The organism is Pseudomonadota bacterium (assembly GCA_013285445.1).
GTDB lineage: Bacteria > Pseudomonadota > Gammaproteobacteria > Xanthomonadales > Wenzhouxiangellaceae > Wenzhouxiangella.
In genome coordinates this window covers 1432058-1448374 of record CP053448.1, presented here as the reverse complement: position 1 = coordinate 1448374, position 16317 = coordinate 1432058, and the positions used below count along the sequence as shown (strand labels likewise).

Annotated in this window: 13 protein-coding genes and 2 pseudogenes; 12 read left to right on the top strand and 3 right to left on the bottom strand. The window is 62.7% G+C overall.

Going from position 1 to position 16317, the window contains the following annotated elements:
* Positions 1 to 10: 10 nt before the first annotated feature.
* Positions 11 to 2119, bottom strand: coding sequence for a bifunctional 23S rRNA (guanine(2069)-N(7))-methyltransferase RlmK/23S rRNA (guanine(2445)-N(2))-methyltransferase RlmL (gene rlmKL, locus HND55_06605; GenBank protein ID QKK02346.1), 2109 nt, complete (start codon positions 2117 to 2119; stop codon positions 11 to 13).
* 246 nt (positions 2120 to 2365) lie between these two features.
* Here rlmKL and HND55_06600 point away from each other — a divergent pair, with 246 nt between their 5' ends.
* From HND55_06600 to HND55_06560, 9 genes and pseudogenes are all read left to right on the top strand, one after another.
* Positions 2366 to 2818: an RNA polymerase sigma factor gene (locus tag HND55_06600; GenBank protein ID QKK04025.1), complete on the top strand. Its 453-nt coding sequence runs from the start codon at positions 2366 to 2368 to the stop codon at positions 2816 to 2818.
* Positions 2819 to 2828: 10 nt separating this feature from the next.
* A complete protein-coding gene (locus tag HND55_06595) occupies positions 2829 to 3626 on the top strand; it encodes a hypothetical protein (GenBank protein QKK02345.1) in 798 nt (265 codons plus the stop codon).
* A gap of 34 nt (positions 3627 to 3660) precedes the next feature.
* Complete coding sequence (locus tag HND55_06590; GenBank protein ID QKK02344.1) at positions 3661 to 4692, top strand: DUF560 domain-containing protein; 1032 nt, start codon at positions 3661 to 3663, stop codon at positions 4690 to 4692.
* Between the two features lie 1532 nt (positions 4693 to 6224).
* Positions 6225 to 6821, top strand: a pseudogene (locus HND55_06585) (hypothetical protein).
* 559 nt (positions 6822 to 7380) lie between these two features.
* A pseudogene (locus HND55_06580) lies at positions 7381 to 7476 on the top strand (peptidase).
* 1491 nt (positions 7477 to 8967) lie between these two features.
* Positions 8968 to 9249 (top strand): winged helix-turn-helix transcriptional regulator, encoded by a 282-nt coding sequence (locus tag HND55_06575; GenBank protein ID QKK02343.1) that lies wholly within the window; start codon positions 8968 to 8970, stop codon positions 9247 to 9249.
* A gap of 20 nt (positions 9250 to 9269) precedes the next feature.
* A complete protein-coding gene (gene arsB, locus HND55_06570) occupies positions 9270 to 10346 on the top strand; it encodes an ACR3 family arsenite efflux transporter (GenBank protein QKK02342.1) in 1077 nt (358 codons plus the stop codon).
* Positions 10343 to 10753 (top strand): arsenate reductase ArsC, encoded by a 411-nt coding sequence (locus HND55_06565; GenBank protein ID QKK02341.1) that lies wholly within the window; start codon positions 10343 to 10345, stop codon positions 10751 to 10753. Before arsB ends, HND55_06565 begins: the two co-directional genes overlap by 4 nt.
* A 48-nt stretch (positions 10754 to 10801) precedes the next feature.
* Entirely contained in the window at positions 10802 to 11317 is a 516-nt protein-coding gene (locus tag HND55_06560) for an acyloxyacyl hydrolase (GenBank protein ID QKK02340.1), read from the top strand.
* A gap of 1 nt (position 11318) precedes the next feature.
* Here HND55_06560 and HND55_06555 read toward each other — a convergent pair whose 3' ends face one another.
* Positions 11319 to 11657: a DUF1043 family protein gene (locus tag HND55_06555; GenBank protein ID QKK02339.1), complete on the bottom strand. Its 339-nt coding sequence runs from the start codon at positions 11655 to 11657 to the stop codon at positions 11319 to 11321.
* A 246-nt stretch (positions 11658 to 11903) separates the two neighbouring features.
* Positions 11904 to 13460, bottom strand: a complete 1557-nt coding sequence (locus HND55_06550; protein ID QKK02338.1) for a GNAT family N-acetyltransferase — start codon at positions 13458 to 13460, stop codon at positions 11904 to 11906.
* A 161-nt stretch (positions 13461 to 13621) separates the two neighbouring features.
* Between HND55_06550 and HND55_06545 the strand changes: the two genes are divergently transcribed.
* The 3 genes from HND55_06545 to HND55_06535 all read left to right on the top strand — a co-directional run bounded on the left by HND55_06545 (position 13622) and on the right by HND55_06535 (position 16294).
* Positions 13622 to 15373, top strand: a complete 1752-nt coding sequence (locus tag HND55_06545; protein QKK02337.1) for a hypothetical protein — start codon at positions 13622 to 13624, stop codon at positions 15371 to 15373.
* Positions 15366 to 16007 (top strand): response regulator transcription factor, encoded by a 642-nt coding sequence (locus tag HND55_06540; GenBank protein QKK02336.1) that lies wholly within the window; start codon positions 15366 to 15368, stop codon positions 16005 to 16007. Before HND55_06545 ends, HND55_06540 begins: the two co-directional genes overlap by 8 nt.
* A 71-nt stretch (positions 16008 to 16078) precedes the next feature.
* The gene (locus tag HND55_06535) at positions 16079 to 16294 is read left to right on the top strand and encodes a helix-turn-helix transcriptional regulator (GenBank protein QKK04024.1); all 216 of its coding nucleotides are present in this window, start codon (positions 16079 to 16081) and stop codon (positions 16292 to 16294) included.
* The last annotated feature ends 23 nt before the right edge of the window (positions 16295 to 16317 follow it).

Here is a 16317-nt window from a genome sequence, read left to right as displayed (position 1 = left end):
AGGCCCGGCTTCAGGGCCGGATGAACCAGCAACGGTGAATCCGGCGATTGCGCCGGAAATCCGGCGGAATCGACCAGGCGCTGCAATCCTCGACGCGGTAGTCCTCAGCCAGCCCCGCATCCAGCCGGAACCCGCGCAGGTTGGTTGAAAACACCAGCACCCCGCTGTCACCCAGGCCGCTCATTGCCGCACGGACCAGCGCAGAATGATCACGCTGGATATCCAGACTGCCGTCCATGCGCTTTGAGTTGGAAAAGCTCGGCGGGTCGAGAAAGATCAGGTCGAATGACTCGCGGCACGTCGCCAGCCATTCGCGCACATCGGCATGGACGGTCCGATGACGCCGCTCGTCAAGTGCATTGAGCGCCAGGTTGCGGCGCAGCCAGGCCAGGTAGGTTTTCGACAGATCCACGCTGGTGGTCGATGCCGCGCCACCCACGGCTGCATGAACCGTTGCGGCACCGGTGTAGCAAAACAGGTTGAGCACCCGTTTGCCGCGGGCGTTCTCGCCCAGCCAGCGCCTGACCGGTCGATGGTCCAGGAACAGGCCGGTATCGAGGTAGTCGGTCAGGTTGACCTCCAGCCGGCACGGGCCCTCGCGCACCACCAGGGGGCGAGACTGGTCACCCATGCGCCCGTACTGTTCGCTGCCGCGCTGACGCCGGCGCACCTTGAATACCATTCGCTCCGGCACCACTCCTGCAGCCGGGGGGATGGCGGTCAGTGCGGCCTGCAGCCGACCCAGGGCGCGCCCGGGATCGACGCTGGCCGGGGGCTCATATTCCTGTACGTGCAGCCAGTCGCCCGACTCGCTGCCGTAGACGTCAATGGCCAGGGCGTACTCGGGAATGTCGGCATCGTAGAGCCGGTAGCAGCTGACGTCCTCACGGGCCCGCCATTTCCTGAGCTGACGTTCGTTTTTTTGCAGGCGATTGGCCAGGTCCGCGGCCCGCAGCGGCGACCCGTGGGTGTCTTCGGCGCCGATTTCGAACCGCTCCAAACGGCACTCAAGCGGCCCGTTGAACAGCTGCCAGGTCCGGTCCGGCTTCAGGCCGATCTGGCAGCCGGCGCCGTTGAGCACGATCGCGCGCCAGCCCGGGAACCGGGTCCGAAGCACCCCACCCAGGCGCAGGTAGAGCGGCAGTAGCTCGTGCTGGTCACCGATGCGCTCCCCGTAGGGCGGATTGGTGGCGACCAGGCCGGTTGCAACACCGGATGGGGGCACAGCCGAGCCCATTTCCCGGCGCTCCACATGAATCTGGCCGCGCATCCCCGCACGCTCGACGTTGGCCACCGCCAGTCGAACGGCCTGCCGGTCATGATCCAGTGCCACGATTGGCGGCAGTCGGGCCAAACCCGCTTCCTGTCGCTCCAGCGCTTCATCAACCAGTTCCTTCCAGGTCGGGTCGTCGTGTCCGACCCAGCGCTGGAAGCCGAAGCGGGTGCGCAGCAGGCCCGGTGCGGTGTCCGAGGCCATCCAGGCTGCCTCGATCGCCAGGGTGGCCGAGCCACACAGGGGGTCGATGAAGCCACCGCCAGCGGCGGCAATCGCCGGCCAGTCGCCCCGGTAGAGCATGGCTGCGGCCAGGTTCTCTTTGAGCGGCGCGCTCAGGCCGGTCTCGCGGTAACCACGCTTGTGCAGGCTTTCTCCGGACAGGTCGATGGACACGGTTACTCGGGTCGCGTGCATGTGCACGTTGATGCGGACATCCGGCTGGCGAACATCCACCGAAGGCCGATCGCCGGTCGCCACCCGCAGTTGATCGACGATGGCATCCTTGACGCGCTGAGCCGCGAAGCGGCTGTGCAAGATCGCCGCCCTGATGCCGGTGAAGTCAACCGCCAGGGTGTGGCCCGGGCTCAGGTTGGCCAACCAATCAACTGTTCCCGTCCCACGATAAAGCCCTTCGTCATCTGTCGCCTCGAACTGCGCGATGGGCAGCAGGATTCGGTTGGCGATGCGCGACCACAGGCAGGCGCGATAACCACCCGCAAGATCCGACTCGAACACCGCGCCGCCGCGTTGCGGATGCGCCTGTACCAGCCCGAGCGCGCGCAGCTCTTCAGCCAGCAAATCCTGCAGTCCCGTCGGGGCAGTGGCAAAGAAACGCATGGTCATCGTCGCCCTGCCCGCGGCAAGCAGCGGCGGCAACGGTCACTTCGACAGGCAAACAGGCGGCAATCCATGGGAATGACAAATCGTGGTCTTCACTTCAGACTAAGATAACGCTTTGATCCACCGTCAGGTGAGTCAACCGGCACAAGACCGGCTGATTCATCGCCCGATGCGAGGGAATAGAATAGGGCCGCTGTCCGTCATGAGGGGTAAGCATTGAACCTGGCCGAGGAGCAGCTCAAGCAGGCCATTGCCGAGCATCTGGAGCCACTGCGGCGTTTTTCCTTCGCCTTGACCGGCAATGCCGCTGACGGCGACGACCTGGCCCAGGGCACAATTGAGCGGTTGCTCGACAAGGGCGTGCCCGCAAACGCGACATTTGCGGCCTGGATGTACCGGGTATGCCGAAATCTATGGATCGACGAGATTCGCAAGAACGGCCGAATGACGACGCCAGGCCAAGACAGGCTCGAAAGTCGGATGGAAAGCCTGGATGGCGAGAACGCGGCGATGACCATGATGAGAATGGACGAAGTGGAAACAGCCATGCAGCGTCTCGAAATCGATCAGCGGGAAGTGCTCGCGCTGGTTGCCATAGAGGAGTACAGCTATCGGGAAGCGGCCGAGATCCTGGATATACCGATTGGCACCGTGATGAGCCGCGTGGCAAGAGCGCGCAAGCGGCTTCTGGAAATGACCTGAGTAGCGCAAGGTGAGCAACATCAAACCGGCAGTCACAGACGAAATGCTTTCAGCCTATCTCGACGGCATGCTGGATGGCGACGATATGCGTGCTGTGGAACACGCCATGGAGAAAGATCCGCAGTCGACGAGGCGGCTGGCGCGCATGATTCGCAACGACCGCTTGCTCAGAGCGCGCTTTCATGCAGTTTCCAGACGGCCGGTGCCCGAACCCATCAGCGCATTGCTCGAACCAGCGGCCGAGCCCGACCATTCCTGGTGGACGAGCCTGGTCGGCGACGTTTTCAGGGGGGGTGCCCTGCCGGGATTGGCGCGGCTGGCGGGGATAACGGCTGTGGTGGCCGTCCTGGGCATTGGCGTAATGACGTTGCCTGATCGGGGCACCGGGCCGAACGAGGGCCGGACCGATACGAGCGTGGCTGATGCGCTGCCCTCGACGAATCCGGAGCTCTCGCGGCTTCTCGACCGTCAGCCATCGGGAGAACTTGTGACCTTCGGCAACGGGACGCTGGCCAGGATCGAGTTGAGCTTCGAGCATGCCGAAGGCCGGTATTGCCGGCAATACCGCGTGGCACACCAGGGGGAGTCAACATCCTTTGCCGTCGTCGCATGCCGACTCGGAACTGACTGGCAGGAAGTGCTCCTGCAAAGAATCGACGCGCCACTGGCCGACTCCGGGCAGTTTCATGCGGCCAGCGGGCCGGACTCTTCGGTACTCGACAGCTATATCGTGGAACACATGGCCGGCGATATCATGGTCGGCGACTCTGAAGTCGAGCTGATCCGGCGGGATTGGTCAAAACCCTGACCGGCCACTGTATCGCTCAGGAAAGGACAAGGCAATGATGACAACAATGCAGCAGCCCGGACGCTGTCCGGGCGCCTGGACTGCCTCGATGGCGCGAATCATGCGCCTGATCTGCCTGGCCGGCCTTGTCGGCACGGCGACGGCGACCGCGGCACCGAATGAAACAGACGATGACGAGACAGCCGCTGAGGAGGCCGCGCCCTCGCGAGAAGTCGGGAAAGCAGACGAGTGGCCCATTGAAGTCACGCTGGCTGCGGGCCTCCAGTACGACGACCTGGTTACGGTCGACGAGCTCGACCAGAGTCTCGACGAGGGCGATATGGCGGCGGTGCTCGACTTGGATATCGAATACGGGAAGCGATTCAGCCAGGGCACGGATCTCGATCTCGGATACAGCCTGTCGCAGAAATCCTACTTCGACCAATCCGAGTTCGATCTTCAGATCCACAATCTGAGCCTGGGCGTGAAGCAGAACTTCGAAGAATTCGATGTCGGTGTCAGGAGCTATGCTGTGCACGCCCGACTGGACAACGACGAATTGCTGAACTTCCAGCATGTTTCGCCCTATTTCACGACCTTCCTTACCGATCGCGTCTATCTGCGCGCAGGGTACTACTACCGCAACAAGGCGTTTCCCGGCAATCCAGCCAGGGACGGCAACGTCAATGCCGGCGACGCGGACTTCTATTTCTTTCTCGATGGCACGAGAAACTACTTCGTCGTGGGTTACGCATTCGAACGTGAAGACACCGCGGCGGACGAGTTCGATTTTGACGCACACCGGATTGACCTGCGTTGGTCACGCCGATTTCATTGGTACGGCGAACGTCCGGTGCGCATTCGCCTGGATTGGAGCCTGGAACAACGAGACTATGCCGCCGTCACGCCATCGATCGGAGTCCGGCGGGATGACGACCGTCAACGCTGGCGAGGGCGGTTCGACTTTCCGATCACACAGGCTCTCACCGGCCTGGTGACCATCCAGCACCGCTCGCACGACTCCAATCTTCCTTCGGCCGACTACAACGACAATCGCGTTGAGGCCCAGCTCGAAATGAGCTTCTAGTCCGCATTATTCATGAATCGCCGCGATGATTGCGCAGGGGATTGTTCGCACAGCGGATTTTCCGACCGAGCGGAATACCAGGCTGTATTTCCGAGGGAGGAACATCCGCTGTGCGGACAAGGCGCAAGCAAGGGCGCGAGTGAATTCATGAATAATGCGGGCTAGGGGAGCACTGAAACAAGTCTGCACTGAGCGCTTTCGGTCGGAGAAGGCGCCGTCTGGCCTGCGCAGTGGTTCTGAGTGTTACCTACCTTGTCGCATGGCCAACCAGCAGGCTGGCGCCGATGAGGCCGCGGCCGAAAACGGGGTCCGGACCGGGCTCCCCGAGGTCGACGACATCTGCGTCCAGCAGTGACTGCAACTCGACCGCTTCAAGCGGCATTCGCGACAAGTGGTGGATGATCAGCCCAGTCACGAAAGGCGTCGCGTAAGACGTACCTGTTGCACGGCGGTAGCCGTTTGCCGACGAAGGGTCCGCAACCACCAGGTCCACACCGGGGGCGGCATAATCAAGGTGGTCACCTCGACCGGCTCTCAGATAAGGGCGATTCAGGGAGTCGATGGCGGTTACAGCCAGGACAGTTTCATACGCAGCAGGAAATCTGGGTGGGGCGGCAGGTCCATCGTTGCCAGCCGCCGCCACGATGAAGACGCCTTTTTCCCGGGCCAGGCGCAATGACTGCTCCAGCACTCGATTATCGGGGCCGGCCAGGGCAAGATTGACGACGCGAACCTGGCCTTCCATCAGCCAGTTCAGAGCCTGGATGAGGCTGTGGCTGGTGCCAATCAACCCGAAGCCCGGCTCCATGAAGAATACCTCTGCAGCGTGCAGCCGGACCGCCGGGGCGATACCCCTGACTTCGGGCGAGTTGCCCACAAGTAGCGAGGCCACCGCCGTGCCGTGACCCGGAACAGATGACTGATTGCGGGCAAGGAACGAGCGCGTTGTGATGCTTGCCTCGCGCAGCGAAACGTGATCAACCATCACGCCGCTATCGATCATGCCGATAGCGTATTGCTGAGCATCATCAATGCTGGCGGGTCTGTAGCGCGCGCCCGCCAGGGCGGGATTCCGGGATGTCGGCGTGACCGGCCTGCTCCGGCTGACCTCGTAACTGTGGTTGTAATCGACGGCCGCATTCGGCAACAGCGCTCGCAAACTGGCCAGGGCATGCTCCAGCCCAACCGACTCCGGCACCAGGAGACGGACGAGGTGGCTGTTCAGGCCGGGCAGCGCTTCGCTGGCCAACTGCCTGTAGCCGGTGAAGCGCTCCAGCTGCTCCAGCTCATCTTGCGGCATCAGCACGATCAGTTCGCTTCTGCTGATCAGATCGCCCGCTTCATTGAACACAATATCGACGGTGTCATCGACCGCTGCGTCGATGATCGCATCGCTCAGATCATCGCCAAGCTCTTCCCTGTCGCCGTCGCGGTCATCGTCGACATCGACATCATCATCGTCGAAATCGTCTTCCGAGTCGTCTCCGGGGTCGTCCTCGGCGTCGTCCTCGGCGTCGTCCTCGGCGTCGTCCTCGGCGTCGTCCTCGGCGTCATCCTCGGCGTCATCCTCGGCGTCATCCTCGGCGTCATCCTCGGCATCGTCCTCGGCGTCGTCCTCGGCGTCGTCCTCGGCGTCATCCTCGGCGTCATCCTCGGCGTCATCCTCGGCATCGTCCTCGGCATCGTCCTCGGCATCGTCCTCGGCGTCATCCTCGGCGTCATCCTCGGCGTCATCCTCGGCGTCATCCTCGGCGTCGTCCTCGGCATCGTCCTCGGCATCGTCCTCGGCGTCATCCTCGGCATCGTCCTCGGCGTCGTCCTCGGCGTCATCCTCGGCATCGTCCTCGGCATCGTCCTCGGCGTCGTCCTCGGCGTCATCCTCGGCGTCGTCCTCGGCGTCATCCTCGGCGTCATCCTCGGCATCGTCCTCGGCGTCATCCTCGGCGTCATCCTCGGCGTCATCCTCGGCATCGTCCTCGGCGTCATCCTCGGCGTCATCCTCGGCATCGTCCTCGGCGTCGTCCTCGGCGTCGTCCTCGGCGTCATCCTCGGCATCGTCCTCGGCGTCGTCCTCGGCGTCATCCTCGGCGTCGTCCTCGGCATCGTCCTCGGCGTCATCCTCGGCGTCATCCTCGGCATCGTCCTCGGCGTCGTCCTCGGCGTCGTCCTCGGCGTCATCCTCGGCGTCGTCCTCGGCGTCGTCCTCGGCGTCATCCTCGGCGTCGTCCTCGGCATCGTCCTCGGCGTCATCCTCGGCATCGTCCTCGGCGTCATCCTCGGCGTCGTCCTCGGCGTCATCCTCGGCGTCATCCTCGGCATCGTCCTCGGCGTCGTCCTCAGCGTCGTCCTCGGCGTCGTCCTCTGTTTGGCGAATGATGCGGTCGGTCGAAATCATCATGCTAACTGTTCCGGACGCCGGCAGGCGGGACGCGGCGATCAGGTCTGTTGGCTGACCCGCAGCCAGAGCCAGGCCGGCGAGCACTACCAGAATGAGGCAGACGGGTGCCTGGCGTTGATCTGACATATCCGAACTCGATTCATTTCAAGTGGCGCCAATACTACTGGAAAACCCGCCCGGACTGCCGGGCGGGCACGTGGACAACCGCTGTTGCCTGTGTTGGTGTGGCGCTTGCGCGCCTATCCCTTCCAGACACCCGTCGGCCGGCTACGACCAGGGGTAGCGATCAGTCGTCGCCGTCCTCATCGTCGTCATCATCATCATCGTCGTCATCATCATCATCGTCGTCATCGTCATCGTCATCGTCATCGTCGTCGTCGTCATCGTTGCCGTCGTCGTCATTGTCTCCCCCGCCAAGTTCGGTGGGAAACTGGACTTCAAGAAAGACGCTGCCAGCTTGTTCGATCGTGATCATCTCTCCGATCGGGTTGAAGTCCAGGGGCAGTTTTCCCGTCTCGACCGGGTTGCGGAACTCCAGCTCGCCTTCGGTACCGTCAGCGGTCACGAACACCTCGATCTGGCCTCGCAGCGCTCCACCGACCCAGAGCTCGTAGGTTCCGGTATCCAGGTCCTCGATCTCTACGTCGAACTCGACGCGATCGGAGCGCTGCTCCAGCTCCACGTCGCCGCTGGCGTCGGGGTCCAGGCCCGTATTGATCAGGTCGACCTCGGTTTCGGTATTGCCGAACGGAGGCGCGTTGTCGCTTCCGCCACCGTTGTCGTCACCGCCATCATCACCGCCATTACCCGGTTCCAATACGGCGCTGAAGAGCACGTTGCTGCCCTCCGCCACTTCGATCAGGGCACCCAGCGGGTCGAAATCGAGAAGCAGATCGTCTCCGTCCTGCGGGCTGGAATACTCGATTTCGCCCTCGGTGCCGTCGTCGACATTGACCACCTGGATCGTGCCGCGAGCGATGCCGTCAACCAGAAGCGTGTAGTCTCCGACCGGGACGTCTTCGATTTCAACGTCGAAATCGATGTTGCCAGGACGCGACTCGTAGTCGGCATGCCCGGAACCGAGCGGGAATGTCCCCTCATTGAGCAGCGGAACCCGGAAGTCGATAAGCTCCGAAAACCCGCTGTTGTTGTCGGCAAGCGAACCCGTGCATCGGACGCCCGCGGAGCTGCTCAGTCTTTGCAGGGACATCTGGCCGGAACCGAAATCAGGATTGCTGCTCGCCCAGGTGGCCATGCCGCTGTTGCAGTCACCGAACGTCAGGGTGAGTGTGCCGAAGGGAACCAGCTCGACGTCTTCGGGATCAAAGCCCGGCCCGAACGTGGCGCCGACGGGCTGTGACATTTGCATTTCCAGGGTGTTGCCCTGAATCTGCGAGTCGCCGATCAGCCAGACCTGATTGCCATTGGCATCATAGGTAAACCAGAAGGCAACGGCCCGGCCATCAGGGAGAACCTGTAGCTGGAAACCCTGGCCGCTGGTTTCTGGGTTGAACCAGTTTCCGGTAAACCCTCCTGAAATCATGATTGCGTAGCCGCTGCTTACCCAAACCAGTGATGCAAGTGTTGCTGTCACAATCTGCTTGAAGAACTTCATGCTTTGATCCTTTTTTTTGGAGTCATTTCGCCTCTTGGAGACGCTGCAGGCGTCAGTTTCGGCGCCTTCGATAAGGACTGACGGTTGTGCAAGGTAATTTATTCCCTCGACGTTTCCGACCGCCCGGGCCAGACCATACTCTCGGTCGTAGCGATCGGCTCTGCTCAAGTGCCGGGGGAAGATTGCCTTCATCACGACAATGGTGTCCGTGCCGAGGCAATCGCGCTATAATATCGATGATCGACGATAGACGAATCTGTGGATGCCCATCGATAACAGGATTGCCGAAGTCGCCCGCGCGCTGGCCCACCCGGCGCGGGTGAGAATCGTGCGCCTGCTGCTCGACCGCGAGCAATGCATTGGCGGAGATATCGTCGACGAGGTCGGTCTGGCCCAGTCGACCGTTTCCGAGCATATGCGCATCCTCAAGCAGGCGGGCATCGTCGTCGCCCAGTTCGAACGCCCGCGGGTGCGCTATGCACTGTCGTCGGAGCACATGGGTGAGCTGGCCGAACTGCTTGGTCGGGTACGCGACTGCTGCTGAATCCATCCCGTGGAATTTACATGAGCCATTCGCCACGCAAGCGGCTGTCTGTTCTCGACCGCTACCTGACGCTGTGGATCTTTGCCGCCATGGCCATCGGCACCGTGCTGGGCAGCGTCCTCGACGGCTTACCGGCAGCTTTGGACGAGCTGTCGATCGGCCACACCAACCTGCTCATTGCCGCCGGGCTGATCCTGATGATGTACCCGCCGCTGGCGCGCGTGAAGTACGAGGAGCTGCCGCTGGTTTTTCGCGACAAGCGTGTGCTGGCGCTGTCGCTGGTGCAAAACTGGCTGATTGGCCCGGTGCTGATGTTCGCCCTGGCGGTGCTGTTTCTGCGCGACCATCCCGAGTACATGACCGGCGTGATCCTGATCGGCCTGGCGCGCTGCATCGCCATGGTGATTGTCTGGAACCAGCTCGCCGGCGGTAACAACCAGTACGTAGCTGCCCTGGTCGCCTTCAATTCGATTTTCCAGCTCATCTTCTTCAGCCTCTACGCCTGGCTCTTCCTGGCCGTGCTGCCGCCGCTGTTCGGCCTGGCTGGCAGCGTGATTGATGTTGGCTTCGGAACCATCGCCCAGGCCGTCCTCGTTTATCTGGGCATCCCGTTTGCCGCTGGCTACTTCAGCCGTCGCATCCTGATCAGGCGCCGCGGCACCGACTGGTACGAGAACGTATTTGTGACCGCAACAGGGCCGATCACGCTGTTCGCGCTGCTGTTTACTGTCGCGGTGATGTTCGCGTTCAAGGGATCGGCCGTGCTGGGGCTGCCGCTCGATGCGCTGCGCATCGCCGTGCCGCTGGTGATCTACTTTGTCTTGATGTTCATCATCAGCTTCTGGATGGGCAAGCTGATCGAGGCCGACTACCCGCGCACAACCGCCATCGCCTTCACCGCGGCGAGCAACAATTTCGAGCTGGCCATCGCCGTGGCCATTGCCGCCTTCGGCCTGTCCTCCCCGGTGGCGTTCGCCACCGTCATCGGCCCGCTGGTCGAGGTGCCGGTGTTGATCGGCCTGGTCACCGTGGCGCTGTGGCTCAAGCGCCGGTGGTTCGACGATGCCGCGAAACAGGCACGGGACGCCGGCCAATGAACAGGCAGCGCATTCTGTTTCTCTGCGTGGCCAACTCGGCGCGCAGCCAGATGGCCGAGGGCCTCGCCCGCGACACGCTCGGCGACCGGGCCGAGGTAATGAGCGCCGGCTCGCGGCCGGCCACAGTCAACCCCTGGGCAGTGAAGGCCATGGCCGAGATCGGCATCGACATCTCGCATCACCGCTCGAAATCCGTCGAGGTTTTCGATCCGGCCAGCCTGGACCTGGTCATCACGCTATGTGCCGATGAAGTGTGCCCTGCCCTGCCGCCGGGCGTCGAGCACCTGCATTGGCCGATTCCGGACCCGGCGACCGACGACGCTGCGCTGTCTGGCGAAGACATGCTGGCGCGTTTCCGCAGCACCCGGGAACGGATTCGATCGCTGTTGCGCTCGCAATTCGGCTAGTGGATTGACTATGATGTGGCGGCGTTTTTCACCCTTGGAGCCCGACCCATGAACCTGCGAACCCTGTCGCTGTTCGCGATAGCAAGCCTGGCGCCCGCAATCGGGACCCAAGCCGCCGAAGTGCTGCTTGCACCCGGCGTAACCAGCGAGGGACAGAACACGGCCAGTATCGCACTGGGTCTCGACTGGGAGCAGCGCTGGTTCGAGCGCGACGCCGGCCATCTGACCGGCTACTGGAGTTTCGCGTATACCTGGTGGGAGGCGGGCGACCTGAGCGGCGATCAGCAGACCGTGTCGGTCTCACCGGTTTTCGTCTACCAGTTCGGCGGCCGCTGGAAGCCGTTTCTGGAAATCGGGTTGGGTGCCGCTTACTTTACCGACGATCGTGTCGGCGACAAGAAACTGGGCTCACGGCTGCACTTCGAGGACCGATTTGGCGCAGGTATTCGATTCAGCGACCGCGACAGCCTGCGTGTGCGGGTGATTCACTACTCCAATGCCGGCCTGGAGGACCCCAATCAGGGCATCGAGTCCTGGTCGCTCGTCTACGCACGGCGGTTCTGACCTAATCGTCCCTGTCGGCCGGCGCGCCGATGTGTTTGAGGCGCACTTCCCGACCGCTGACCTGCGGCATGCGCTCGCGTACTGCGTCCTTGTCGACAAGTCGATCAGCACCATCGCTCAGGTGGTCGAATACCGCCTTGTAGCTGTCGGTGAGCTGATTGATCAGCGCGGCGGTCTGCACGAAGTGCGCGTTGACCTCCTCGCGGAATCGTTCGTTTTCTGCCTTGAGCTCAGTGACCGAAGGCGATTGCGCGCGGCGCGCGACCAGCAGCCAGACTGCACCCGCACCCGCCGCAAGCCCCGCGACCAGGCCAATGATTCCCCAGGTGATACCGCTCATTGTTTCGCTCCTGCTCGAGTGGTCCACCAATGATAACAGCGCCCCCTTTAACCCATTCCCATTTTCGCCTATAGCCCTTAGACGAGATATCCGAACCCCCGGCGTCCACGGTTGCGCGGGTTTCCCGAAAGGTCGATGGATGTCCCGCCATGCGTGCCGACCCCGGGGCTCGTCCGTCGGGGACGCGGCCCCGACCTGCGTGCGGACCGTGTTCGTAGGTCGCGGTCGCATCCGCGACAGGTCGGGCTACCGTTCTCCGCCCCCATCCTTCCAGCGCAGTTCGTACAGGTCAAGTCGCCGGTCGGCCAGATTGCGCACCGAGCCATGCGAGCGAATCTCGCGCAGGTTGTCAAGGTCGAGGTCGGCGATCAGCATCGTTTCGGTGTTAGCCGTCGCCTCATGTGCGACCGCGTCGTGCGGGAAAGCGAAGTCCGAGGGCGTGAACACCGCCGCTTGAGAATACTGCATGTCCATATTCTCGACCCGCGGCAGGTTGCCGACCGAACCGGTAATGACGACATAGCACTCGTTCTCGATTGCGCGTGCCTGGGCACAGCGTCGCACCCGCAGATAGGCGTTCTTGGTGTCGGTCCAATAGGGCACGAACAGAATGTTCATGCCCGAATCGGCCATCAGCCGCGGCAGCTCGGGAAACTCGACGTCGTAGCAGATCAGGATTCCGATGCGCCCGAAGTCGGTATCGAACACCTGTACCTTGTCGCCGCCTTTCAGTCCCCAGTAGGCAACCTCGTCGGGCGTGACGTGGACCTTGTACTGCCGATCCCAGGTGCCGTCGCGCCGGAGCAGGTAGCACACGTTCCGAAGCCGCTCGCCGTCGTATTCCGGCATCGATCCGGCGATGATATTGATGTTGTAAGACACCGCCAGCTTGAGCATCTGGTCACGAATCGCTTCGGTATAGCCGGCCAGCTGGCGCACGGCTTCGGCCGGTCCCTGGTCGTTCCAGGGCGCCATCAGCGGGCCATTGAAGAACTCGGGAAACAGCACGACATCAGCCTGATAGCCGGATACCGCATCGACGAAATACTCGATCTGGCTGTAGAGGTCCTCCAGGGTCTTCATCGACCGCATCTGCCACTGCACGGCACCGACCCGAACGTCGGACGGCCGGCCACCGATCATTTTCTGCTCGCCCTCGTCATAGTAGATGTTGACCCACTCGAGCAACACCGCGTAACCGGCCGAGTCGCGATCATCCGGCAGATAGCCCTTGACAATGCGCCGGACCTGAAAGTCATTGGCCAGCTGGAAGGTCAGGATCGGGTCGACCAGCTCGCGCGCGCGTACCTGCGCCACGTATTGCTGGGGCGTCAATTCCTCCGCGTAGCGCTTGTAGCCCGGAATGCGGCCGCCAACAACAATGCCGCGCAAGTTGAGAGTCTCGCACAGCGCCTTGCGCGCATCGTACAGGCGCCGGCCCAGGCGCAGGTCGCGGTAGTCCGGGTGAACGAAGACATCCACGCCGTAGAGCACGTCGCCCTTGGGATCGTGGGTGGTCAGGTAACCATTGCCGACGATGTCCCAGTAGCGGTGATCCTGGCCCCAGCGACTGTACTTGACGATCAGTGAAATGGCCGCGGCGACCACCTTGCCGTTGTCCTCGATGCAGATCTGGCCTTCGGGGAAGCGCGTGACCTGGGACTCGTACTGCTCCCGCGTCCAGGCGCCATCCAGGCCCTTGTAGACCCGATCCATGATCTCGGCGATATCATCGTAGTCCTCGACACGCGACTGGCGCAGAATCAGGCGATGTCCATCGCGACGACTGTCTTGACTGCCCATGACTCTCCTGCTTGAACTGTGGCGACCACGCCCTGGGGCAAAGCATAGCGTATGCAGACATGAATTGACCGCTGACGGGCCCTCGGCTATGTTGATCAGCACGAATTCCGGCCGGGAGGCAGTGTGCCCATCCGCAGGGTCAGTGATACAGAGTCGATGCCGTGATCAGGTGGACCGCGTTCGGCCTGTTGCTGGCACACCTCGTTGCTTCAGGCGCCCAGGCGGCCGACTCCCGGCCCTCGCTCGATGTCTGGATACTGGAAGACCCGGACAACCTGCTGACCATCGAACAGGTCGCCGGTCTGTCACCGGCATCGCGTTTCAGGCCGGTCGATACCTCTGAGATCAACCTTGGCTACACCTCATCGACCTGGTGGTTCCGGGTTATGCCGGCTGACGGTCGCAGCGTCAACCGTCTGATCGAGGTCGCCTACACCCAGAACGATCGCATTGATATCTATCTGCCGACCAGCAGAGGATGGCGACACATCGCAGCCGGCGACACGCGCCCGCGCTCGCCGGACCTCAAGCGCTACCCGACTCCGCTGCTTGAGCTCCCCGACCGGCTCGAGCGGCCGGTTTACATGAGCGTGGCCTCGAATGGCTCGACCGTTGTGCCACTCCTGCTGCACGACGGCGAGACGCTGATCGAACATGTCGCGCTGTCACAGTTCGGCTTCGGCGTGTACTACGCCTTCCTGCTGGCCATGGCGGTGTATAACTTCTTTCTGCTGCTGGCCGTCCGCGATCTGGCCTACGGCTACTACGTGCTGTACCTGATCGGCCTGCTGATCTTTCAGTCCAGCCTGTTCGGCCATGCCAGCCTGTGGCTGTGGCCACAGTGGACCGCCTGGAGCAATCTGGCCGCGGTAACCGGTGTCGCCGTGATGATCGCAGCGGGGGCCTGTTTCGTGTCCCGCCTGGCGCAGACACGAACCTACGTACCCGCCGGCCATTTGGCCCTGATTGGCCTGGCCGCTACTGCGCTGGCCATCCTGCCGCTGATGTTTATTGACTACCGCAGTGCCGTGATGGCCGTTACGGTCCTGGGCGCCCTGGCCGTTGTGTTGATCTACCCGATTCCGGTCGTATTGTCCTATATCAGGGGTTGTCGTCAGTCTCGGTTTGTGGTCCTGGCGCTGGTGTTGTTTCTTCCTGGCGTGGTGTTGCTCGCTTTGCGCACAATGGGGCTGGTGACGCCGAGCTGGTGGAGCGAACACGGTTTGCAGCTCGGTACGGCTGCCGAAGTCATGCTGTTTTCCTTTGCCCTGGCCGATCGAATCAATACGCTCAACAGCGAAAAGCTGGCCGCCAGACAAGCGCTGGTCAACGCGCATGACAGCGAGCGACGACGCATCGCGCGCGAGCTGCACGACGGACTGGGTCAGAACCTGCTGCTGCTTGCAAGCCGTCTGCGGCGCCACGAGGACGATATTCCGCAGGCCCGGACCCTGCGTGAAATGTCCGACGATTGCCTCAGTGAGTTGCGGGTCTCGGTCAGTCACTTGCACCCGCACCAGCTCGACCGCCTCGGACTGAAACGCGCCCTGGAATCAATGCTGGACAACGTCTTCGAATCCACGTCGGTTGATCTGGAATGCGAGATCAATCCCCCCTCCGTGACCGACGAGCAGGCACTGCAGCTCTACCGCATCGTCCAGGAAGGGATATCCAATATCCTGCGTCACGCCAATGCCAGCGAGGCCAAGCTGCGACTGCGCGGCAATCGGCACCGGGTCGAGCTGGAGATCATCGACAACGGCCGCGGTATCAGCCCTGATGATCGTGGGCACGGGCATGGTCTCGACGGCATCCGCTCCAGAGCCCGAATGCTCGGCGGGCGAATCCACATCGGCAATGTCAACCCGCAAGGCACCCGAATCCATCTGATCGTGCCGCACCACCATGCCTGAGTCGATTCTCATCGCAGACGACCACCCGATCTTCCGCCACGGCTTGCGCGAGGTGATTCAGTCCAGCGGTCAGTTCGAGGTGGTCGCCGAGGCTGGAGACGGGGCGCAGGCCCTGCGCCTGCTGAGGTTGCATCGCCCCTCAATGGCCGTACTCGATATCGCCATGCCCGAAGCCGACGGGCTCGATGTGCTGGCGCAGGTCATGCGCTGGCCGGACGCGCCGCGCGTGGTCATGCTGACGATGTACGACGACACCGGCTACCTGCGCGCGGCCGTCGAATTGGGTGCATTCGGCTATCTGCTCAAGGAACATGTCGAATCGGAGGTCATCCGCTGTCTGCTCACCGTGCGGCGCGGCCGCCGATACCTCGGGTCCGGGCTACCGGGACGAATCGACGAGCACGGCGATCCCAGCCTGACCTCCCCCGTCGAGCTGCTCTCGCCGGCCGAGCGGCGGGTGCTGCATCTGGTGGCCGAGTACAAGTCCAGCCGGGAGATCGCGGAGCTGCTGTCGATCAGTCCCAAGACGGTCGAAAACCACCGCGCGAACATGGTCCGAAAGCTGGAGATCAGAGGCGCCAACGCACTGCTCCGCTTCGCGCTCGAACACTACAGAAGCGGTCATGACAACTGATCGGCACTGGTTTGCAATTGGCCGGATTTGAGTAGACCTGCCTATTCCGGCCAGCTGCGAGGCTCGCCTACATTGGGCGGGTGAACGAGCGCCATAACCGATTGACGGCGCGCCAGCGCCATATCGTCCGCCTGATCGGCGATGGACTGACGAGCCGGGAAATAGCCGAGCGACTCGGGCTGAGCATCCGCACGGTCGAGAACCACCGCGCCCGCATCTGCGACCGCCTTGAGCTGTCGGGGCAGAATGCCCTGCTGCGCGCCATTCTCCAGGGCCACATCGAATGAGTAGACCTACTCATAGTGCCCGC

Coding starts and splice junctions, on each gene's coding strand:
- rlmKL (QKK02346.1), bottom strand. CDS start 2,119: ATGACCATGCGTTTCTTTGCCACTGCCCCGACGGGACTGCAGGATTTG.
- HND55_06590 (QKK02344.1), top strand. CDS start 3,661: ATGATGACAACAATGCAGCAGCCCGGACGCTGTCCGGGCGCCTGGACT.
- HND55_06575 (QKK02343.1), top strand. CDS start 8,968: ATGCCCATCGATAACAGGATTGCCGAAGTCGCCCGCGCGCTGGCCCAC.
- arsB (QKK02342.1), top strand. CDS start 9,270: ATGAGCCATTCGCCACGCAAGCGGCTGTCTGTTCTCGACCGCTACCTG.
- HND55_06565 (QKK02341.1), top strand. CDS start 10,343: ATGAACAGGCAGCGCATTCTGTTTCTCTGCGTGGCCAACTCGGCGCGC.
- HND55_06560 (QKK02340.1), top strand. CDS start 10,802: ATGAACCTGCGAACCCTGTCGCTGTTCGCGATAGCAAGCCTGGCGCCC.
- HND55_06555 (QKK02339.1), bottom strand. CDS start 11,657: ATGAGCGGTATCACCTGGGGAATCATTGGCCTGGTCGCGGGGCTTGCG.
- HND55_06550 (QKK02338.1), bottom strand. CDS start 13,460: ATGGGCAGTCAAGACAGTCGTCGCGATGGACATCGCCTGATTCTGCGC.
- HND55_06540 (QKK02336.1), top strand. CDS start 15,366: ATGCCTGAGTCGATTCTCATCGCAGACGACCACCCGATCTTCCGCCAC.